We start from the raw sequence: 20,742 nt of genomic DNA on the forward strand, positions 1-20,742 counted from the left end.
GCCCCATGATCCGGCCGCTGCAACCGGACGCAACGCGCCGCAGGCGGCTGAACGGTCCGCTCCTCGTCACGCCCGTCACGCTGCTCTTCGCGTTGCTGCTCATCGTTCCGATGGCGCTCGTCGGCGTGCTGAGCCTGCAAGGCTTCGACGCGGCGTCGGGCGGGGTGCTCGACGTCTACTCCTGGCATAACTACGTACAGATCGTCACCGACCCGTACTACCACGCGATATTCCTGCGCACTTTCGGACTCGCGATCAGCGTGACGCTGGGAACGATCGTGCTGGGCGTACCCGAGGCGTATTTCATCTTTCGCATGTCGGCTCGCTGGCGCGCGTTCTTTCTGATTCTCACGCTCGGGCCGCTGTTCATCTCGGCCGTCGTGCGCACGCTCGGCTGGTCGATTCTGCTCGACGGACAGGGCGTCGTCGCGCAACTGCTCGTCCGCCTTCATCTGGTCGACGCGCCGCCGCAGATGCTGTTCTCGTTTACGGCAGTGGTGGTCGTGCTGGTGCATGCGCTGGTGCCGTTGATGGTGCTGTCCGTCTGGACCTCGTTGCAAAGCATCGATCCGCAGATCGCCAACGCCGCCATCTCGCTCGGCGCCGGCCCGCTCACGGTATGGCGGCGCATCGTCCTGCCGCAGACCGCGCCCGCATTCTGTCCGGGAGCCTGATCGTGTTCGCACTGAGTGCGAGTGCGTTCGCGACGCCTGCGCTGATCGGCGGGCGGCGCCTCAAGGTGGTCGCAACGGCGGCCTACGACGAGTTCCTGCACAGCATGAACTGGCCGATGGGCGCAGCGATCGCGGTATGCCTGCTCGTGCTGAATCTCGGCACCGTCGCGCTCTACAGCCGCGTTGTCGAGCGACGCCTCAAGCGTCGTCTTGGGGAGGCCGCATCATGAATCGAAACGGTCCGTTTGCGCTTGGCTTTCATGCCGCGTTCACCGTGTTTCTGATCGCGCCGCTTGCGATCGTCTGTCTCGTCGCCTTCACGCCGGGCAATCTGCTCAGCGTGCCGACCATTCATTTTTCGACCCGCTGGTTCAGGGCGCTCATTGGCAATCCGGATTTCACGCAGGCGTTTTCGAACAGTCTGTGGCTCGCGACACTCTCCGCGACGCTAGCGGCGATGCTAGGCGTGCCAGCCGCTCTGGGTCTGACGCGCTATCGCTTTGCCGGTCGCGACACGATCACTTCGCTGCTGCTCTCGCCACTGATGATTCCACCCGTCGTGCTGGGTGTCGCGCTGTTGCAGCTGTTCACGCGCGTTGGTGTGTCCGGGTCGTTCGTCTCGCTCGTGATGGCGCACGTAATGCTGGTGTTCCCGTACTGCCTGCGGCTCATCATGGCGTCGCTGGTCGCGGCCACGCGCGATGCCGAGCACGCCGCCGTCTCGCTCGGGGCGAATGCATGGACCACCTTTCGGCGCATCACGTTGCCCGCGCTGGTGCCGGGTATTGCCGCCGGCTGGGTGCTGGGTTTCGCAAGCAGCTTCGACGAGTTGACCGCAACGATCTTTATCGCTGCGCCGACCACGATCACATTGCCGGTGCGCATCTACATGAGCATGACTGAAACCGTCGATCCGATGGTCGCGGCAGTCGCCACGGTGATCATGGCCGTCACGCTCGGCCTGATGTTCGCACTCGACAGGCTCGTCGGGCTCGACAAGGTTCTGATGGGGAAGCATTGATGAAACAGGAATATGACTTTGCGATCGTCGGCGGGGGGCTGGTCGGGATGGCGATCGCTTACGGGCTCGCCAAACGCGGCCAGAAAACGATCGTGCTCGATGGAGAGGATTCAAGCGTACGTGCTGCACGCGGAAACTTCGGCCTGATCTGGGTATCGGGCAAAGGCAGGAAGCAGGTCGATTACGGTCGCTGGTCGCTCGAATCGGCGTTGCTTTGGCCAGCGTTCGCGACGGAGCTCGAAGAAGCGTCGTCGCTCAGTCTCGGCTACTCGCGCCCGGGCGGCATCAGCATTGCCCTTACCGACGACGCGCTTGCGGGCAGTGTGGATACGCTGCGTCAGTTACACGCCCGCGATGCACGCCTCACCTACGACATCCTCGACCGCCAGCAACTGACTGAACGCATCCCGGAGATCGGCCAGAACGTGGCCGGTGCGGTCTACTCCGAAAACGACGGTCACGTGAGCCCGCTCTATACGCTGCGGGCCCTGTTCCTCGCATTCGAGCGCGCGTGCGGTGAATACGTGCCGGAGGCTCCCGTGAAGTCGATTGAACGCGCGAACGGCGGCTTTCGTATCGACACCGGCAAGCGCACGCTCGAAGCCGGGCGCGTCGTGCTATGCGCGGGTCTCGGCAACCGCGACCTCGCGCCGATGGTCGGACTGAGCGCACCCGTCGTTCCGCTGCGCGGTCAGATCCTCGTGACGGAACGCGTGCGTCCATTCCTCAAGTACCCGACGCTCTCGGTGAGACAGACCGAGGAAGGGTCGATATTGCTCGGTGAATCAGCGGAGGACGTCGGCATGAACGACGGCGTGACACCTGAGATCGTCGCGCACATCGCACGCAAGGCCGTGACGCAGTTCCCTCTGCTGAAAAACGTGCGCGTGGTGCGCGCCTGGGGCGCACTACGCGTGATGACACCGGACAGCATGCCTGTCTACGAGGAATCCGCGACGCATCCCGGTGCGTTCATCGCCACCTGCCACAGCGGCGTGACGCTCGCCGCCGCGCATTGCGAGGTGCTGACTGCCTGGTTGCTCGGCGGCCAGCGACCTTCTCTTCTGGACTACTTCTATGCCAAACGTTTCGCTGTTTAGTCAGATCGACGGCGCCTCGCCCCGCACGGTGCGGATCGTCGTCGATGGTCGTCCGGTGGATGTGCCGGAATACGCCAACGTAGCGGCAGCACTGCTGCATGCCGGAGTCGGCGTTTTCCGGCATACCCCGGTGGGCGCCGCGCCGCGCGCGCCGTATTGCATGATGGGTGTGTGCTTCGATTGTCTGGTGGAAATCGACGGCTTGCCGAACCAGCAGGCCTGCATGGTGCGCGTGCGCGACGGGATGGAAGTGAAAGCCATGGCTGGCGCGAGGGCCTTGGTATGACGATCGAGACGGTGGACCTTGTGATCATCGGCGCAGGCCCGGCCGGCATGGCGTGCGCGCTCGACGCGTCGCGTGCCGGCCTCGACGTGGTGGTGCTCGACGAGAACCCGCTGCCGGGCGGACAAATCTATCGCAACGCCGGGTGCTCGCCACTGCCCGATGCGGCTCTGCTCGGCGACGACTACACCTATGGTGAGGACCTCGTCACGCGCTTCGCTCGGGCCTCGCTGCGCTACTGGCCCGACACGCTCGTGTGGCAGATCACGCGTTCGCTGGAAATCAGCTTGACGCGTCGCGGCGGCGCTGCGAAGAGCGGACAGATCCGCGCGAAAGCCGTGGTGATCGCCAACGGCGCGTACGAACGGCCTTGCCCGGTTCCGGGCTGGACGCTGCCCGGCGTCATGGGGGTGGGCGCCGCGCAGACGCTGCTCAAGTCGTCGGCGATGCTGCCCGATGGGCCCGTGGTGCTGGCGGGGAGTGGGCCGTTAATGTATCTGTTTGCATGGCAGCTCATCCAGGCGGGCAGGGCGCCGGCGGCGATCCTCGATACGACGCCTTCACGCAACTACTGGCGCGCGCTTGCCGAACTGCCCGGCGCATTGCGTACCCCGGCATATCTGCTCAAGGGCAAGCGTCTGCTGAGTGCGGTCCGGCGCAGCGGCATTCCACACATTCGACATGTGGCACGCCTCTCGGTGGAGGGCGACGGCCGTGCGGAAGCCGTGCAATACACCGCGAACGGGCGTACGTCGACGCTCGCAGCGAGCATCGTTTTGCTGCATCAAGGGGTGGTGCCCAATGTGCAACTGACTCGCTCGATCGGCTGCGAGCATCGCTGGGACGAGGCCCAACTTTGCTGGCATCCGCGCGCCGACGCATGGGGTGAGACAACAGTGCCGAATCTCTTCATTGCCGGCGACGGGGGCGGTATTCACGGCGCCATCGCTGCCGAGACGGCGGGCGCGCTGACCGCGCTGGCCGTATCGAATCGGCTCGGCGCGCTGAGCGTTGACGCCCGTGACGAACAGGCTGCTCCGTTGCAGCGACAACTCGAGCGGCACCGCGCCGTGCGACCTTTCCTCGACACGCTTTATCGTCCGGCGGACGCATTTCGCCGTCCCGCCGACGAAACCATCGTTTGCCGTTGCGAGGAAGTCAGCGCAGGCGAGATCAGGGCGATGGCCCGTCTGGGCTGCACCGGGCCGAACCAGAGCAAGTCGTTCTCCCGCTGTGGCATGGGACCGTGCCAGGGACGGCTATGTGGCCTGACCGTGGCCGAACTGCTCGCCGAGGCGCATGCGAAACCCGTGGCCGACGTGGGGTACTACCGCATTCGGCCGCCCATCAAACCGGTGAGCCTCGGCGATCTTGCCGTGTCTCACGTCCCTGACCTCGACGCAGCACAACCGACGGAGTTTGTACCCAAATGAATGTGGTCCCTATCGTAAGAACCGCGGGTAATGCACGCATGAGCAAGATGGTGCGCGCAGGCAATCTTCTCTTTCTCGCGGGACAGACGTCGTCTGGCGCGCCGCATGCGCACACCATCGAGGAGCAGGCCACCGAAGCGCTCGGGCGCATCGATACCTTGCTTGAGCAGGCGGGCAGCAGCAGGCGACACCTGCTGTCTGTAACGATCTACCTGAAGGATATGGCGCTGTTCGATCGTATGAACGTCGTCTGGCAGGACTGGGTAGATCCGGAGCACTTGCCTGCGCGCTGCACTGTTCAGGCGAGGTTGGGACTGCCGGAGTTGCTTGTCGAGTTCAGTGTGACAGCGGCGGCCTCATGAATTACTGGCGATCTCTTTGCGACGACGCGCTCGCGAGCTTCCCAAAGGTTAGCGCCGGATCGCCCTCGTCAAGCTCATCTATATAGCCGCTCTCCATGAACCCGCACTGCAACGGAATGGTTGCTACGCCAGGCTCTCACCGGTCGACTACGCTTACTGCTCCAGGAGCGCCGTCGAAGTCTCCGACACGTGCGCTGGAGCAATTATTTCATCTAGCTTGACGCGAACAAACGTCCACAGCACAGCCGCGCCAAGCAGATCAAATGCGGCCAGAAGAATGAAGATCGGCTTGTAGCCAACCTGACTGACCACTGCTCCAACGACCAAGGTAAAGCAGAATTGACCAATGGCGCTGACGGTCCCCACACAACCCGTCACAGTTGCAACCTCGTTTTTGCGAAACAGGTCGCTTGACATGGTGATAACCGTCACCGATAACGTCTGGTGAGCGAAGCCGCCCAAACATAGCAGCGCGATCGCTGTCAGCGGGTGTTCAACAAATCCCACGAGGGGCACGGGCAACATCATCACGGCACCGAAGGTAAAGACGCATCGTCGGGCATTGACCACACTCAGCCGGGTATATTTAAGCAGTGCTCCGACGAGCGCACCGCCAAACACGCTGCCGATATCCGCTGCGAGGAACGGTAGCCATGCAAACAAAGCAATCTGCTTCAGATCCATATGTCGCACGGTACTCAGATAGAGCGGCAACCAGAAGCTGAGCGTGATCCACGTCGGATCAGCGAGAAATCGCGGCAAGGCGATGCCCCAGAAATTGCGTTGGCCGATGATCGAGGAGATGGACGGTCGCGCGGCGCTCGCCTGCAAATGCTTTTCCTGGCCGGAAAGGATGTATTCCTTCTCGCGAGAGGAAATGGCGCGGTGCTTCTCTGGCGAGTCATAGAGCCATAGCCAGAGGGCCAGCCATATGAAGCCGAGTCCACCCGTGAACACGAAGGCGAACTGCCAGTTGTAGAACAGCGTTGCCCAGACGACGAGCGGCGGCGCGAGCATCGAACCCAACGACGCACCAATGTTGTAGATGCCGCCCGCGAGACCCCGTTCCTTCGCGGGGAACCAATGCGACGTGGCCTTCATGCCCGCAGGATGGACCGCCCCCTCGGGCAATCCCAGAAGCCCTCGCGCCAGCGCCAGGCCCTGCCAGGAGTGGACCAGACCATGAGACATGGTGATGACCGACCACGCGAAGCAGAACAGCGCAAAGCCCGCCTTCAGCCCAATGACATCGATGACATAACCGGTGATTGGCTGTAGCGCGTTCGTGACAGTAAAAGCGCTCAGCACATACGAGTATTGCTGCGCGGTTAAATGCAACTGCGTGGTGAGCGTTGGAGCGGTGACCGCAAGCGTGCTTCGGGTCAGGAAATTCAGGCATGAAGCGAGCATGATGGTTCCGATGATCCACCATCTCAGACCGATGATCTTGTGTTTCACTTCGTCTCCTTGATTGCTTTTTTGAACGCTAATGCGTGATCGCTGAAAAAATAACGAAGCCTTCCACGGCCCGCGGACAAACGGTGATGGTGCGAAGGCTCCGGTGAGATGAACAGGCACGGACGCACTGCGCAGATGCCGCCCGGCACGGCAGTAGCGCACGAGCGGACAGCGGCAGGCAATGGAGAGTTCGTGGACGCCTTGCTATGAGTTGCCCGCGCGGTCGTCCCTGAAATGTGGCCTCGCAGATCGACACGAAGCCGCCGATGCGAGGTTCACGGTTCATTACTGACTTGTGAGGATTGAAGCCCTAGCCGGGCAACTGGCGATACGAGAAAAGTCTAAAGTCAGCCGGCTCACGGAAGCCGAGCATGTCGTTGACCGTGATCCCCACGAACGCTCCCGTGAAACCAATGGGAGTCGCATATTCGTCGCTCAGCTTGGTGAAATCTTTTTCCAGGCCGACCTCTGTCCAGGCGCCGCCGTCCGAGCGATAGGAGAAACGCAGTTTCGTGTCCTCCACGCGCACCCGCAAGCCGGTCTCGCAGTCTTCCGGCAGGACGGCGAGCCGATTGTCATAGGCGAAACTGCCCGCGTCCATCTCCATGTAGGAGAGGATTTTCGTGCCGTCGTCGTCGCGGGTGATGAACAGGTAGTAGAACGTGCTCTCGTCGTACCGCGCCATCAGTCCGGCCATGTGCAGATACGAACTGGGCGAGAACTCCAGCGTCGTTTCGACTTCGAATTGCCAGTCGCGCACGCGGCACGCCAACAGGCTTTGATGAAAGCGCGACGTCGGCGACTCCTGGCCACGTATGCGCAGGTAGCCCGGGCGCTCGTTCAGATTGCACCAGGTGTCGCTCTTCGGCGCTCGCAGACTTTGCAGCTCCAGAGGCAGCGTAGGGCAGTGGCTGAAATCGACGTGCCAGCTGCTATCGAGGTTCTGCTCGACGTCGGAATCGACCGTGAAGGACTCCGATGGAGTCACACCCGGCCCGCTGAGACAAGGCCAGTCGTTGCGCCATTCAATGGCCGCAAGACAGGTCTCGCGGCCTAGCGGTGAGCGCTTCGTTTGCGCGCCGATCGGCCGGGAACCGAGGTACGTCATATACCATTGGCCGCGCGGACCTTCGACCAGATTGCCATGGCCGGTCCGCTGGATCCGTCCGCTTGCGTCGCGTGAGGTCAGCATAGGCGTTTCTGGATGAAACTCGTAGGGCCCAAAAATATCGCGCGACCTGGACACGCAGGTCGCATGCGTATAGCCCGTCCCGCCTTCCGCAGTGATGAGGTAGTACCAGTCTCCCTTCTTCATCAAATGCGGAGCTTCGTAGATCTGGCACTTCATGAAGTAATCGGTCTTCAGATTCGCGCCTTTATAGATGACACGCTCTTCGCCGATCAGCCTTTGCTCCTCTACCGAGTACTCGCGCAGAATGATGCCCGCGAAAAGGTCGGCGTGGATACCCCTGAAATCGCGGCGAATGTACGCCAGCCACTTCCTGCCTGTTTCGTCGTGGAACAGCGACGGGTCGTATCCGCCGGATACGAGATGCACTGGCTCCGACCACGGGCCGGTAATGTCAGGGGCCGTCACGAGATAGTTGTGCATGTCGCGCAGCGGCGAAATCTTCTGTTCGCCTTTCCATGCCTTCGTGTCGGTGTAGACGAGCCAGTAGAGGCCGTCGTGATACGACAAGGCTGGCGCCCAGATGCCGCCCGAAGGTTGTTCTCCAATGAGGTTCAGTTGCGAAAGGCGGTCCAGTGGCGTGGCCTTGAGCTCCCAGTTAACGAAGTCTTTCGATTCGTAAATAAGAACGCCCGGATACCATTCGAACGTCGATACGGCGATGTACCACGCGTCTTTACCGCGACATACACAGGGGTCTGGATTGAAGCCGCGCAGAACAGGGTTTTGAATAATGCTCATCAGAGAGGGAGATTCGGGGTGTTCGGGGAGTGCGGTCCGATCGCCTCGGCCCATCTTCATTGACCGGAAGACGGATGGGACCTTTGATTGCCGGGCATGGTTACCGGTAACAATCCGAATTTAGCACACGACTTTGCGGTCGTTCAAGTGAGATGATGGGAGGGTATTCCCTCGCTTGCGGTGGTCGAGTTCCGGGGGGAGTTCGCGAGCAGGGTGGAGCGTGAAGGACGTTGTGGGCCGCGATAGGCTCCAGGCGTAAGGGAGTGACTGTCATGAACGGACGGTCGCCAAGGGCGGCTGGACGGGTCACAAGTCAGCTCTGGTTCGCGAACAATTTGAATACGTGCGTCGGTGCACCAAGCCGCACCGAAGTCCGAGGGAACGCTGCTTGCCGCGGCGAAGCAAGTCGATCCGTTCAATCAGGAAAGCACCCGGGCGCCGCCGCCGGACTCTAGTTGATCGAGTGGCGGCGCGGTCGAGCCTGGCGATCGAGCCTGCGGCGCAACGCCTTCTTCACCATACGTTTGATCAGATAGACCAATCTGTCCATACCGACTTTAAGGTGCAAACGGCCGAGCTCCGCGTTGTGCCGTCGAGTCGCCCGTGCCTGGTCAGAACAAGCCTTGCGACGATCGGCAGCCATTGCAAAGAGGGTATCCAGGGCCTCGCGAAAGGAGCCACTGTCTACGCGGGCGCCCACATGGCATGCACGCTCGAAATTTTTGTTGAACACACGAAGCCAGAAGTCGGCAGCCTCGCCGTGCCTGCAGTGCGCGAGCGCTTCGAGTCCGTTCGTGCGCAGATCTTTGATGTCACGTAACGACGCCTGTTGCGTAATACTGCCAAAGCGGCGTCGATAGCCGAGCAGCGGCGAGCTAATGCGAAACACGCTATGCGCTCGCATATAAATCGACGGCATCACTGCCATGTCTTCGTAATGCCTCGCCACGGGGAACGACGCAATGCCGAATAACGACGTCCGGAACACACGCGCCCATACGAATGTATGGAAGAGATCGACGAACTGTCTGCGCCCGGCATCGTCCATGCGCGTCCCGCCCTCGCTGCCCGCAGGAACGACCTCGATGTCTTCCAGTCGCCGTCCGTCGTCGTCAATAATAGTCACGTTGTATTCGATGATGTCCCACGCAAGATCGGCTAACTTCGGAACAACCGCCGTTGAGAATCCGGCGAGATAAATGTCATCGCCATCCAGGAATCCGACGTACGGGGTATTGACCGCAGCGAGGCCTCTGTTGCGCGCAGCGCTCACGCCCGCGTTTTCTTGCCGGATCAATTCCACGTGCTTGCGCCCATCGCGCTTCATTGCAGCCTGCACGGCGGCGTAGGTGTCATCAGTGGAGCCATCGTCGACTACGACCAGCCGGATCGCTTCCCCATAGGGTTGCCCAAGTACTGACGCGAGCGCCTCTTCAATGTAGCCTTCGACGTTGTAGGCCGCTACAACGATAGTCAGGAGTGGGGCTTCGTAACGTGGGGTGTGCGTATCGATCGACATACCGGGGTGGTGCTTGCTTGATGAAGCGCCATCGTTGGACGACCGTCGGGCGCGGGAATTAATACTTTAGAAGCAGGTCGCAACGTTCTTGAGAGAGCCGCATGCACCCGCTCTTCCGGTACAGCAGCGAAGAGGTTTGTCGAAAACTGAAACGTTATGGCTTGGGCGAGCGACGCGTTTTTCGACGCGCTGGCCGAGTACTTTTTTGTGAGCTTTAGATCGCGCTAAAAAGCGATGGACGTTCACGACAGGTAAGGTCCGACGCGCGCTGACCGAGCCAGTCGACCGCTATCGATGACCACACCCGCAGTAATCCGAGCGAATTGCACTTACTTTCCATAGCGACAGAGAAACATCTGCGTACTCATTAGTGCCGCTCGTTGTTCATTTCGCGCGCGGGATTCACACAGAGGCACTGCGGCTGCATGAGTGACGCACCGTCGGGCACCGTCCGCACGCTCGCGCACGCTGGTCGCAGCATACGCTACAGGCCAGTGAATTAGGCCCCAGGAAATTTTTGGAAATATAAAGTTTTCGAATCGGCTACAAAAAAGTTACATTTGCACATAACGCGTGCAGGAGCGAACCAACTTGAGGCGGCGGAGGCTACCATTTGGCGCATTGTTCACTGGCAATACGCCACGCCGTTGGTTGAATGTCCGCGCTTATCTATTCATTACTTCAGGTGGGCTGGGCTAGGGCGCAATGCTAGCGATCACTGCCGCGTTGAATGGGTGGATCAGGAATGAGTTCAGAGATCTGTCTTTTGTGCGCTAGACCGCAGAACCATGTATCCACCTCTGTGATGTGGACGGAGATGGCTACTTTGAGAGGCTGAATTGATCCATTGCCTGGAACCTCAATAAATTGAAAGCCGGCGCGTGTGCCAGTGAGGTTCCGAGACACAAGGCAGCGAAGACACAGCTGAAGTGGCTCTTTTTCCTTCCCGATCTCTCAGCGCAATGCGCCCCCGAATGAGGCCTCGAACGACGTTGCATGCGTGACTGCAGATAGCGGCTTGCCTCCCGGGCCGAGCACGCTAAGCGGGAAAACATCGATACGGCGGATTCCAATGCCTCCTTCCGGGAGCATCTAAGGACCGGGGCGGGGCTCGCTGCCGGTCGGAGATATGTTGCTCTATGATCCGCTTGACGCGGCCAGTTTCGGTCGCCTATCGTCTGCGACCGAGCGGCCGCTGTCGAGTGGTTCAAGCCGGTCGCCCAGTGGACGGATAACGCCACGATGGGCCGGTGTGCTCCCGGCCCATCGTGGCGTCAGACACGCACAGCGTTGCTGAAAAACTGCGGAAGCGCTGTGCGTTCGATCAAGCTGCCTTGAGGAGTCCAAGTTGTTGCAGCGCCGTCACGCCGTCGTCCAACCCGATCTCTTCGACGATCTTGCCACCATTGAGCCGTAGCACGGTCGTGCCAGTGAAGCGCATTTTCCGTCCGGTCGCGGCCGGCAACGATCCAATCAGGAAATCGCTGAATGCCGGACCGGAGTGTGTGCCTCCACCCTCCCAGCGGCCGACTACATAGTCCCCCTCGGCGATGAGATCAGCGGCGCCCCAAAAGTTGAGATCCGGAAACGCTCGGCGGAAATCAGTCATGAACGCCTTGATGTCCTCGCGGCCACGGCGCGCCTCGTGCAGCGAGTATTGAAGAAGCATGTCAGGAGCAGCCAGTTCGTCGACGACATCGAGGTTGCATGTCTTGCCCCAGAAATCAGTAAACCAGCGGCCCACGACGGCCTTGTTGTCATTTTCCCTGGACATGGTGAATTCCTCATTGACTGTGGTTGAAAAAGGGAAACGCAATCGCCTCCCTCTGGCTGAACAATATTGGCGCCAGCAGTCAGCCGCCCCCCGTTTCTTGCTGCAATAGTCAATAAATCGACACGCATCTTGTGTTTGCGACGTCACTACGCGCGTCGGTTCGTAAGCGATGGCGCGAGGAGGCGGAGCGACGTGAAATAGACAGCAAGAATCGGGGTGCCTGTGCCAACCTGCTGCCATAACCTGTCCATGCGATCGCACGGTAACCGAGGCCGGCGGACGAAGGGCAGTGCGCTCGAAACGCGTGCATCTTACGGGCGCCCGGAGCGCCAATTCCGTCATCGGCGTAGCGCTCGCCTGTCCTTCATTGAAAGGAGTCAACCATGTTGCCATTTCTCTCGTTTCACGCGCTTGCAGCCCAACGCGGCGATGGACTGCGCCCTGAACTTCTAGCCTTATTTGAACGCTATGCGCGATCAGAGACCGGTCTCGCTGCCATCATCGAACCTGTCGAAACAGAGTCACTTTCCCAGGTCGGAGGCGCCGTCTCCAATGGTCCTGTGAAGGAGTGACGTACGATGAGGCGTCGGCGAACGTCTCGGGTTTCCGTTGGAGCGGACAGCAGGTCACGAGTCCCGAGCGACTCAGTCGCGTCGGTCTCAGTACGCCCAGCCGCGGACGATGCCCACGCATTCACGCAGACATTTGATCGGCGACTGCGCACGGACAACGGACGGACCGCGTCGATTACACCGTCGTCCTAACGAACGGCTTCGCATATTGCAGGGAAGTGCAGCGATGGCACGGCATGATACTGTTGCGGACGTAGGCCACTGCGAGGGAAGGTCAAGCGCGTCGACGACCTTACTGGCCCGGCGGCTCCGCCACACCGAGTTGCACCATCAGCCCGAGCGTGTCCATGATGATTCGGCTCTCCTTGATCCTGCCCTCCTGAACGCGATCGATGACCATACCCCAGACGCGCACAGCACGCCCGGTGGCGGGCACGCCTAGAAACTCTCCATTGTGCGTGCCCGTCCATTCGAAACGGGTCAGCACCCGGTCTGCATCGGAAAGTTGCTCCTCAATGCGCCAATGCATATCCGGAAACGCTGCGCGCATGCCCCGCAGAACTTCCTTGAGGCCTTCGACACCGGGGCCCTGACCAGGGAACGGGACCTGCTCGACCATGTCCTCCCAGAAGAACCTGTCAGTAGCGTCAATACGCCCCTGATTCAGAACCTCGTCGATAAATCCGCGAACGACACCACTGATTTCATCCATGGGGCGGCTCTCCTGGCAGTAGGTTGGGCGCTAAACGTGACGGCATTCACAGGAAAAAACGCTGCGTAAGGCTAACGGAAACTGCCCCGGGACTGGGCAAACACCTTTCAAAATAGTGTCCGTTAAAGCCGAATCGTCGTTAAGGCTACGCGGGGCCGAGGGCTGAATTGGGGATGCTTCGGCGGACCACCTCGGGCTGCTCAGTGTAGCGAAGCGTGTGCCACCGTAATCGATGAGCCGAGCAACTGTTGATGTCCGTATGTGCGCGCCCACACATAGTGGACAATCTCGCACGCTGCTATTCTGACCCGTCTCCTATGATTTATCCCATCGTTTGTCTAACTGCTCGAGCCAGCCAGGCGCCGTCCGACCAGACTGCATGAGGTTTCGCGACTTCGCGACCAAGAGTTGCGATGGGTGCACAGATAGCGATCAGACGAGCCGGCGGAAGCGGCCGGCTCACCGACTTCCAAAGATACGACCGTGCTGAAAGTGGCGCCGCAGAGGGAATTAGGGCGTGTCTGGTCGCGTTGTATTGCAGAATCAAGACAGCGATTGACTATGGACGACCGCCCGCCTGGTGCTACACAGCAGTCATGGCGCCAACGATCTTGACAATGTCGCACGCCTCGCAGAAGCGGTGCAATCAGGTGCTATTCCTGAAACGGCGTATCGCAACTCAATAAATCTCACCTGGCGATCTGGAGTTCGATTGAAAGAGAATCGGCGGAAAGCGAGAAGCTTAATGACATTTTTCACGCGCCACATAAAAACTACCATGAAATTTCACCCCGCGAAAAGATTGACCTTGGAAAGAGATAAACGCGGAAGGCATAGTGATTGGAGATGCAATGAAATTCCTGTTCGGTCAGATGCGGTCTCTCACGGAAAAGCTCCGGCTCAATCAACTGAATTCAGCTAGATCCAGGTTTGGCTGGAGTTTGCTGATCATGGCGCTGTTCGGCTGCCAGGCTGCGATCGGCCAGACCAATACACCGGTGCCCGGCATCAACCTGGGCAGCGAAATCGGCGACATCATCAACCAGAATCCCAACGACCCGACGCAGGCAATCAACAACTACATGGCAGGCCTGGCGGCGACGAAGTCCCACTGGGTCCGGATCGGCATCAACTGGGCGCAAACCCAGCCGTCGCAAACGACGATCAATGCCAGCGATCCTAATCCCGGCGCAAGCAGCGGACTGACCTGGGGAGTGGCGGACACGATCATCCGTGCCGCCCGCAATAACGGATTAAGGGTGCTGGGCCTGATTTTGCTGACTCCTCCGTGGGCAGCCAGTTCAGAGTGTTCCAGCAGCTATCAGCAAACAAACGGGGTTCCATTCTGGCTGTGCGCGCCGGATCCCACTCTCTATACCAACTTTGCGCGGGCCGCTGCCCAGCATTACAGCAGCGATAGTTACGGCGGTCAGGTCGACGCATGGGAGATCTGGAACGAGCCCAACTGCGGCATTGATTTCATGCCTCACGATCCCGCTCTCTACACGACGATCCTGAAAAGCGTCTATCCGGCTATCAAGCAGGCAAATCCAGGCGCCTATGTGTATGCGGGCGGTAGTTCAGGCTGTACGACGTGGCCGAATAACACGACCGGCGCTCTGCCGTCGAATGGCATCGCGGGCCTCGTCAATTCGACCAACTCCAGCTACCCGGCGCCTACGCAGTGGGACCCGCGCGACTGGTTGGCAGTGATGTATTCGGACGGTGCCAAAGGCTATTTCGATGCCCTTGCCCACCATCCCTACTGTTATGCCGACGACTGGCAGTCGGCGCCCGATCAGTGCCCGAGCTCGACGCTCAACTCGGCGTTCCCGCAATACTCGAATGCGTTCAACATGATGTGGCATACCTTTTCGTCGCCATCGTATGGTTGGCCGGCAGATGACGGAGGAAATACATTCGTGAGCTACACAGGCACGAGCCTGCGTGACCAGATGAATGCGCACGGCGACGGAGCGAAGGCGATCGTCCTTACCGAGTTCGGTGTGCCGACCACGGGTTCGGATGGCGCGACAAATTACACGGGTTATTTAGGCGGCGACCCCTCCACGTACGCGAACGCCAATTTCCAGACCCTGGCTGATGCTCCGTACTACACACAGGCTAACCAGGCGCGCGAATACAGCGCGCTGATGGCCTGGGTCGGGCAGCAGGCGAAGGGTGCGTACGGTCCGGTGTACGCGTACGCCTATTCGGATCAGGCATTTTCCTTGCCGGGTAGCACGAACGTCTACGAACCGTACTTCGGCATCGTGACGCTGGGTTTGACGACCGGCTCGACGGGCAACCCGGGTGCGGCGAAGATCGCGGGTACTGCTCAGGCGACGTCGAGTCAGTACTATCCGACATGGCCTAATTTCGGTGCGATTGCAGCGGCTGCCGCTGCCGGTACAGGCGGATACGCACCGATAGGTCCGGGCTGGTTCAACGCGCAGGGCAAGTAGCTGCCGCGATGGGTCATTCATGTTGATCGGTTTCGGCCGAGCGTTGCACTACAGATTCCAGCAGCGCACGCCTAAACCGCATCACGCCCGTAGGCCAAACGTTCACGACGGCTATTTGGCCGGGAGCAAACCGTCAGAGTGCCTTCGCGAAGCCGGATTGCGGCGGACGAGCCGAATTCGCATCTGCGGGCTTGGGCACCAGACGGCGCCAAGATGAGAAGCAAATTTGTATCGCGGATAGGGGGGTACGTCGCGTAGGGCTGACAACCATCGCCATGCCCGTCTTGACGACTTCGGGACTCCACCAGGCAGGTGCTCGACGAGTGTTCCTGCCGCGAGAGTAGATGCCCCGGGTTTATTCCACGACGCACGCAATCGATGAACGTACACGGTATCCGGAGGCACCCCATGCAGGAAGAGAAAATACGTGAAGCGCTGAATGCGCACTGGCAAGCGTCGGCGGCCGGCGATCTCGATGCAGAACACGATATTTACGATGACGATGCCATCTGTGACTATCCCCAGTCAGGTGAGCGAATCCTTGGGCGAATGAATTTGCAGGCACTGCGGAGTCATCATCCGGGCAAGCCAGCAGGTTTCGATGTCAGGCGAATTCAAGGAGAAGGTAATCTATGGATTACGGAATACTCCATCACCTATAACGGGCGACCGGCTTACACGGTGAGCATTATGGAATTCTGCAACGGCAAGGTCGTTCACGAAACACAGTACTTTTCGGATCCCTTTGAAGCGCCGGGTTGGCGGAGTCAATGGGTTCAGAAGATCGCGTGACAACGGATGGCGGCCAGATAATTCGCAGTTCAGCGAATCCTTGCGGGAACGTCGGAGAACAAGGCGGCGAGAAGGGTCTGCAAAACGTTTGGAATGCGTGTCGAATCAGAACGCGTCAATGATCGACGCTTCAAAGGCCAACAGTGGACTATGACAGTACTGGCCATCACCTAGAACGAGTGGCGGGTCGGTCGGGCTCTGCTCAAAGCGCACTGCGCATACTTTGTCGCCCATCTGTATGGCCGCTCTGGACGTTAGTCCAACGAATTCGGTTCTCTGGCAGTCAATGCAATAGCCACCTCGGACGCCGCCGGTAGCCGCGCCGCTTCGATCAGCGACAACGCGCGCTGCGGGTCGTCGAGTTCGGTCATGCACAGCAACACGAGGCGCGCGAGATAAAGTGGAGTCTGCGTTTCGCCTTCGTTCGTGAGGGTCTTGCAGAGCGTCGTGTAGACGAGATCGAGATCGCTATCGGTCATGGTAGTGGGCTCCTGCTTCGTTAGATCGTCAACGCCGCGTTCAACGCGCGCTGGGTGGCCGCCGCGCTGCCATTGCACCAACGCGCAAGCACGTGACCATCGGGGCGGATCAGATAGACGGTGCCGGGTTTCGCGTCGAGCATGCCGTGCAGATGGCCGCCTGGGTCTACGACACACGGAGCAGTGCTTGCGCCCGACGCATCACCGCTGACCAGCGTGATCGCTCTGAACGGAATGCGTTGTTGGTCCAGTGTCCTTTGCAGTTGCCGCCACGCGTCGTCTTGCGCCAGGTCCGCGCCGAAACGCAGCGCGGTGAAGCCCGGTGCGAGCAGATCGGTCAGATGGATCGCCTTGCTCGTGCCGTCGCCGGCGGGTTCGCGCAGCCGGCATTCGGGTAGCACCGTGCCGGGAGCAGGGCCCCGGCTGAACGCGTCGTCATCGGCGTTGCCCACCGCACGGCCCACAGCCTCACCCAGCGGCGATTTCACATACGCGATCGCATGCGTCTGCCGTGGATTGATCAGCGGACGCACCGCCGCGTGTTTCTCCGCGAGTCCGAGCACGGCGGTGCGCATCAGATCGAATGCGAACGACGGCGGCGCCATGAACTCAGTGCTCTTCATCCCATAGCTGAGATTCTCGCGCGCCGCGAATACGCGCTCGTCGCTATAGCTGTCGAGCAGACCCGGCGACGCAATGCCGTTGACCACGCAGCCGAGTTTCCAGCCGAGATTGTCCGCGTCGTCGATACCGGAGTTGGCACCGCGCACGCCGAAGATCGGCACCAGGTGCGCAGCGTCGCCGGCGAACAGCACCGAGCCGTGTCGATAGCGTTCGAGCGTCAGCGCGTTGGCCTTGTAGACGGTGATCCAGATCGGCGACCACGCGCCCGTTTCGCCCATCGAGTCGAGCACGCTTTGCACGCGCGGCATCACGTTCTCCGGCTTCACGGCAGCGTCCGGGTCTTCGTCGTCGCGCAACTGGTAGTCGATGCGCCACACGTTATCCGGCTGCTTGTGCACGAGCACCGTCGAACCCGGATTGGACGGTGGGTCGAAGTAAGCGAGCCGTTCGGTGGCGCGCGCGCTGTCCAGTTCGATATCGACGATCACGTAGCGGCCTTCGTACGTCGTGCCGGTGAGCTTGAGGCCGAGCGCATCGCGAATCGTGCTGCGCCCGCCGTCGCACGCGACCACCCAATCGGCGCGCATTCGCCACGCGCTATCGTCGGAGCCGGCCGTGCGAAGCGTGAGCATGGCGCCGCCTTCGGGGCGCTGCTCGATGCCGGTCACGCGGGTTTGCCAGCGCACCTCGATCAGGTCGGCATGCCGTTCCACTTCGTCGAGCAGGAACTGTTCGATCTGATATTGCGCGATGTTGATCATCGGCGGCAACGACTGCTCGTCGTCCTGGTGCATTGCGAAGCGGAACACTTCGGCGTCGCGGTAGAAGCTGCGGCCGCCGGTCCACGGCAAGCCTTTTTGCAGGAAGCCGTCGACGACGCCAAGCCGCTTGAAGATCTCCAGGCTGCGCCGCGAGATGCAGATCGCGCGGCTGCCGGTGCAGACGCTGTCGTCGGCTTCGATCAGCACCGAGCGCACACCCTGGCGCGCGAGCGCGAGGGCCAGCGTCATGCCGACCGGCCCGCCGCCGACGATCGCCACGGGTCTCGTCACGGGGTCGCGTCCGTCGACGAGCGGGGGCACTTCGCCTGGATAGTGGCGAGGCGAAAACGGGTAGGGCGTGAAGGGGCGGGTCATGCGTGTCTCCTTCCAGGCTGATTGCCGGTATTCAATGTCGTGCGATTGCCCGCCACGGCTGGTTAGCTCTGCAAAGGCGGTGCGAATCGGTGATGAAGTATGCAGGAGGGCGCGCGCGCCGCTGTCCTCATTTTGGGTACAAGGGGAGAGCGGTCGACCGCATTGCTGCGCGGCGAACCGGCACGACGAAAACCCCGCGCGATGAAAAAGCCGCGAGGCACTCACGCACCCCGCGGCTTCGTTCATTCATTGGTCCGTACGCCCGCGAGCCTATGCACTCGCGCGCTTACTCCACCTGGCCGCAAGCGATCACTCGGCCCCTGCCACCTGCGAAGCGTGCCGCACATGCGTGCCCAACGCCGCCAGGCATTCCTCGATCATCGCGCGAAAGGTCGGCGATGCATGCGACGCGCCGGTCGCGCCCAACTCCACACCATTCTCCGCCACGCCGCCGACACCCACCACCAGCGTCGCGCGCGGTCGCCATTCGCGCGTGCGCCGCAACATATTGCGCAGATACGGCGGCGACTCCGGCGCGTCGAGCGAGACGATGCAGATGATCGGCGCGTCCTTGAAGCTCGGTTCGTCGGCGCGCGCGCTGCGGTATCCCGAGTGCGTGGCCATCATCGGCGCGAAGCCCTGGCGGCCGAGCAGTTGCACGACGATTGCGGTCGTCACTTCGTCGAACGCGCCGCGTCCGGGGACGCACAGCACCGACGTCCGTTCGAGCTCGGAGGTCTCCTGCGGGCGCGCCGACACGGGGTTGTCATGACGTGGCGACAGATCCGCCGACGCCGACGCCAGCAACGCGGCGGCGCTATCGGCGGTTTCGGTGCGCGACAGGCGGTCGGGCAGACCGTCCGCGATTTCGAGGTTCTCGACGATGTCGACCAGCGCCTCGTTGACCCGCTGCAACTGGTCCGGCATCAGCACGCCGCGCATCGCATCGTTGCGCGCGAGCTTCAGGCCCTCGAGCGCGACCTTGTCGTAGTAGTCGATCAGCGACATCTCGCGCAGCAGACGCTCGGCCTGCACGATCGCCTCGTGCGGATCGTCGGCGAGCAGCCGCTGATAGAAAGTCTGTGCGGGCGTGAGCGCGGGCTGGTCGCCGAGCAGCACCGTCAGGAAGTTCAGACGGTCGGCGTAGCGCCCGAGCGTGACGACGCACAACGTGAGCGGCGTCGACAGCACGAGGCCGATCGGCCCCCACAGCCAGCTCCAGAAGATCGCCGCGACCACCACCGCGAGCGGCGACAGACCCGAGCGATGACCGTACAGCAGCGGCTCGGCAATTTGCCCGGCCACCACGTCGACGACGATGAAAAGAATCAGCGTATAGACGGCCATCGTCCATTGCGGCTGGATCGCGGCAGCGAGGAAGAACGCGAGAATCGCCGCGATCCAGATGCCGATATACGGCACGAAGCGCAGCAACGCGGCGATCACGCCGAACAGCAGCGCGCCCGGTACGCCGATGATCGCGAGCCCGATCGCGATGACGCCGCCCGCACTGAGATTCACGCCCAGTTGCGCGACGAAGTAACGGCTCAGCCGCACGGCCGCGTCGTTGATCGCGGTGGTGGTGCGGTGCAGATCGCGCGAGCCGAACAGACTGATCAGGCGGTCGCGCAGGTCCTCGCGCTGCAGCAGAATGAAGATCGTCACCACCAGCACGATGAAGGTGGTCTCGATCGGCGCGATGGCCGGCGACAACGCGCGCTGCGCGAGCTGCATCGGCGTGGGTGACGGCTCGTGCACCTCGACCGGTTGCGGTACGGCGGGCGCGTTGCGCGCGGCGCGCCCGGTCGGACGCGGCGGGTTCGGCTTGGACGGCGCGACCCGCTGCAGCGTCGCGGCGGCGCGGCTCATCAGCGAGTCCGCGCGGCCGACCGTTTTCTGCTGCACCGTTTCGATCTTCTGCTCGATCGCTTCCTGATACTGCGGCAGGTCGCCAGCCAATTGAACGAGTTGCGCGCCGATCAACGCGCCGACCGCGAGTAACGAAGCGAGAGCGAACAGCACGGCGATGAAGATCGACGGCAGTTGTCCCATGTGCAGCCGCCGCAGCGTCTGCACGAGCGGCGCGAGCAGGAAGCTCAGCAGCACCGACAGCGTGATCGGGATCAGGACCGCGCGGCCGAAGTACAGCGCGCACACCACGACGACGCCGGTAATCACGGACGCGAGACCGTGCAGACTTGGCGTGCCCGGGGGGTAGACGCGGTTCGGCCGCCCAGTGGGCGGGAGCGATATTTTCATGAACAGACTTTCCGATTGAGAAGCGCTGTCTTTTTTGAGGCCCGCGAGAGCGTGCGCAGAGCGTGAGCACGCGCGTCGCATCGCAGCGGCAAAGCGCTTCAGCAAGACACATGCCCGAATTGTAGGCGTTTTGGCGGGCCGCGAGCCGA

16 protein-coding genes and 1 pseudogene are annotated in these 20,742 nt (G+C 61.4%); 9 read left to right on the forward strand and 8 right to left on the reverse strand.

Annotated features, from left to right (window positions below):
* Positions 1 to 5: 5 nt before the first annotated feature.
* The 6 genes and pseudogenes from BGI01S_RS11320 (at position 6) to BGI01S_RS11345 (ending at position 4,873) form a co-directional block, all read left to right on the forward strand.
* Positions 6 to 904, forward strand: a pseudogene (locus BGI01S_RS11320) (ABC transporter permease).
* Entirely contained in the window at positions 901 to 1,695 is a 795-nt protein-coding gene (locus BGI01S_RS11325) for an ABC transporter permease (RefSeq protein WP_042325308.1), read from the forward strand. Before BGI01S_RS11320 ends, BGI01S_RS11325 begins: the two are co-directional and overlap by 4 nt.
* On the forward strand, positions 1,692 to 2,795 hold the full coding sequence (locus BGI01S_RS11330) for an NAD(P)/FAD-dependent oxidoreductase (protein WP_157004154.1): 1,104 nt from the start codon (positions 1,692 to 1,694) through the stop codon (positions 2,793 to 2,795). The genes BGI01S_RS11325 and BGI01S_RS11330 overlap by 4 nt, the downstream gene beginning before the upstream one ends.
* Positions 2,773 to 3,081, forward strand: a complete 309-nt coding sequence (locus BGI01S_RS11335; protein WP_042325312.1) for a (2Fe-2S)-binding protein — start codon at positions 2,773 to 2,775, stop codon at positions 3,079 to 3,081. The genes BGI01S_RS11330 and BGI01S_RS11335 overlap by 23 nt, the downstream gene beginning before the upstream one ends.
* Positions 3,078 to 4,511: an FAD-dependent oxidoreductase gene (locus tag BGI01S_RS11340; RefSeq protein WP_042325314.1), complete on the forward strand. Its 1,434-nt coding sequence runs from the start codon at positions 3,078 to 3,080 to the stop codon at positions 4,509 to 4,511. The genes BGI01S_RS11335 and BGI01S_RS11340 overlap by 4 nt, the downstream gene beginning before the upstream one ends.
* Before the next feature lie 38 nt (positions 4,512 to 4,549).
* Positions 4,550 to 4,873, forward strand: a complete 324-nt coding sequence (locus BGI01S_RS11345; RefSeq protein ID WP_232624402.1) for a RidA family protein — start codon at positions 4,550 to 4,552, stop codon at positions 4,871 to 4,873.
* A gap of 153 nt (positions 4,874 to 5,026) precedes the next feature.
* On the opposite strand, the gene BGI01S_RS11350 is transcribed toward BGI01S_RS11345, so the two are convergent.
* From BGI01S_RS11350 to BGI01S_RS11365, 4 genes are all read right to left on the reverse strand, one after another.
* Entirely contained in the window at positions 5,027 to 6,331 is a 1,305-nt protein-coding gene (locus BGI01S_RS11350; protein ID WP_042325317.1) for an MFS transporter, read from the reverse strand.
* A gap of 310 nt (positions 6,332 to 6,641) precedes the next feature.
* Complete coding sequence (locus tag BGI01S_RS11355; RefSeq protein WP_042325318.1) at positions 6,642 to 8,261, reverse strand: glycoside hydrolase family 43 protein; 1,620 nt, start codon at positions 8,259 to 8,261, stop codon at positions 6,642 to 6,644.
* A 451-nt stretch (positions 8,262 to 8,712) separates the two neighbouring features.
* Positions 8,713 to 9,780 carry a glycosyltransferase family 2 protein gene (locus tag BGI01S_RS11360; protein ID WP_042325320.1) on the reverse strand — a complete coding sequence of 356 codons (1,068 nt, stop codon included), beginning with the start codon at positions 9,778 to 9,780 and terminating at the stop codon, positions 8,713 to 8,715.
* Positions 9,781 to 11,104: 1,324 nt separating this feature from the next.
* Positions 11,105 to 11,554 carry an ester cyclase gene (locus BGI01S_RS11365; RefSeq protein WP_042325322.1) on the reverse strand — a complete coding sequence of 150 codons (450 nt, stop codon included), beginning with the start codon at positions 11,552 to 11,554 and terminating at the stop codon, positions 11,105 to 11,107.
* A 383-nt stretch (positions 11,555 to 11,937) separates the two neighbouring features.
* Here BGI01S_RS11365 and BGI01S_RS29530 point away from each other — a divergent pair, with 383 nt between their 5' ends.
* Positions 11,938 to 12,126: a hypothetical protein gene (locus tag BGI01S_RS29530; RefSeq protein WP_084585338.1), complete on the forward strand. Its 189-nt coding sequence runs from the start codon at positions 11,938 to 11,940 to the stop codon at positions 12,124 to 12,126.
* 292 nt (positions 12,127 to 12,418) lie between these two features.
* Here the strand turns inward: BGI01S_RS29530 and BGI01S_RS11370 are convergent, their stop codons facing one another.
* Positions 12,419 to 12,838 carry an ester cyclase gene (locus BGI01S_RS11370; protein WP_042325324.1) on the reverse strand — a complete coding sequence of 140 codons (420 nt, stop codon included), beginning with the start codon at positions 12,836 to 12,838 and terminating at the stop codon, positions 12,419 to 12,421.
* Positions 12,839 to 13,746: 908 nt separating this feature from the next.
* Between BGI01S_RS11370 and BGI01S_RS11375 the strand changes: the two genes are divergently transcribed.
* Together BGI01S_RS11375 and BGI01S_RS11380 are read left to right on the forward strand one after the other, a co-directional pair.
* The gene (locus tag BGI01S_RS11375; RefSeq protein WP_042325958.1) at positions 13,747 to 15,303 is read left to right on the forward strand and encodes a cellulase family glycosylhydrolase; all 1,557 of its coding nucleotides are present in this window, start codon (positions 13,747 to 13,749) and stop codon (positions 15,301 to 15,303) included.
* Between the two features lie 408 nt (positions 15,304 to 15,711).
* Positions 15,712 to 16,095: a nuclear transport factor 2 family protein gene (locus BGI01S_RS11380; RefSeq protein WP_042325326.1), complete on the forward strand. Its 384-nt coding sequence runs from the start codon at positions 15,712 to 15,714 to the stop codon at positions 16,093 to 16,095.
* 254 nt (positions 16,096 to 16,349) lie between these two features.
* Here BGI01S_RS11380 and BGI01S_RS11385 read toward each other — a convergent pair whose 3' ends face one another.
* From BGI01S_RS11385 to BGI01S_RS11395, 3 genes are all read right to left on the reverse strand, one after another.
* Positions 16,350 to 16,574 carry a hypothetical protein gene (locus BGI01S_RS11385; RefSeq protein WP_042325328.1) on the reverse strand — a complete coding sequence of 75 codons (225 nt, stop codon included), beginning with the start codon at positions 16,572 to 16,574 and terminating at the stop codon, positions 16,350 to 16,352.
* A 20-nt stretch (positions 16,575 to 16,594) separates the two neighbouring features.
* Entirely contained in the window at positions 16,595 to 18,334 is a 1,740-nt protein-coding gene (locus BGI01S_RS11390) for an FAD-dependent oxidoreductase (protein ID WP_042325330.1), read from the reverse strand.
* A 309-nt stretch (positions 18,335 to 18,643) separates the two neighbouring features.
* Complete coding sequence (locus tag BGI01S_RS11395) at positions 18,644 to 20,593, reverse strand: AI-2E family transporter (protein ID WP_042325332.1); 1,950 nt, start codon at positions 20,591 to 20,593, stop codon at positions 18,644 to 18,646.
* Positions 20,594 to 20,742: the final 149 nt, after the last annotated feature.

The sequence above is a fragment of the Paraburkholderia ginsengisoli NBRC 100965 genome (assembly GCF_000739735.1).
GTDB lineage: Bacteria > Pseudomonadota > Gammaproteobacteria > Burkholderiales > Burkholderiaceae > Paraburkholderia > Paraburkholderia ginsengisoli.

What these genes read in the sequence shown, in the direction of transcription:
- BGI01S_RS11325 (WP_042325308.1), top strand. Translation starts at nt 901, where the DNA reads ATGAATCGAAACGGTCCGTTTGCGCTTGGCTTTCATGCCGCGTTCACC.
- BGI01S_RS11335 (WP_042325312.1), top strand. Translation starts at nt 2,773, where the DNA reads ATGCCAAACGTTTCGCTGTTTAGTCAGATCGACGGCGCCTCGCCCCGC.
- BGI01S_RS11340 (WP_042325314.1), top strand. Translation starts at nt 3,078, where the DNA reads ATGACGATCGAGACGGTGGACCTTGTGATCATCGGCGCAGGCCCGGCC.
- BGI01S_RS11345 (WP_232624402.1), top strand. Translation starts at nt 4,550, where the DNA reads ATGAGCAAGATGGTGCGCGCAGGCAATCTTCTCTTTCTCGCGGGACAG.
- BGI01S_RS11355 (WP_042325318.1), bottom strand. Translation starts at nt 8,261, where the DNA reads ATGAGCATTATTCAAAACCCTGTTCTGCGCGGCTTCAATCCAGACCCC.
- BGI01S_RS11360 (WP_042325320.1), bottom strand. Translation starts at nt 9,780, where the DNA reads ATGTCGATCGATACGCACACCCCACGTTACGAAGCCCCACTCCTGACT.
- BGI01S_RS11365 (WP_042325322.1), bottom strand. Translation starts at nt 11,554, where the DNA reads ATGTCCAGGGAAAATGACAACAAGGCCGTCGTGGGCCGCTGGTTTACT.
- BGI01S_RS29530 (WP_084585338.1), top strand. Translation starts at nt 11,938, where the DNA reads ATGTTGCCATTTCTCTCGTTTCACGCGCTTGCAGCCCAACGCGGCGAT.
- BGI01S_RS11370 (WP_042325324.1), bottom strand. Translation starts at nt 12,838, where the DNA reads ATGGATGAAATCAGTGGTGTCGTTCGCGGATTTATCGACGAGGTTCTG.
- BGI01S_RS11380 (WP_042325326.1), top strand. Translation starts at nt 15,712, where the DNA reads ATGCAGGAAGAGAAAATACGTGAAGCGCTGAATGCGCACTGGCAAGCG.
- BGI01S_RS11385 (WP_042325328.1), bottom strand. Translation starts at nt 16,574, where the DNA reads ATGACCGATAGCGATCTCGATCTCGTCTACACGACGCTCTGCAAGACC.
- BGI01S_RS11390 (WP_042325330.1), bottom strand. Translation starts at nt 18,334, where the DNA reads ATGACCCGCCCCTTCACGCCCTACCCGTTTTCGCCTCGCCACTATCCA.
- BGI01S_RS11395 (WP_042325332.1), bottom strand. Translation starts at nt 20,593, where the DNA reads ATGAAAATATCGCTCCCGCCCACTGGGCGGCCGAACCGCGTCTACCCC.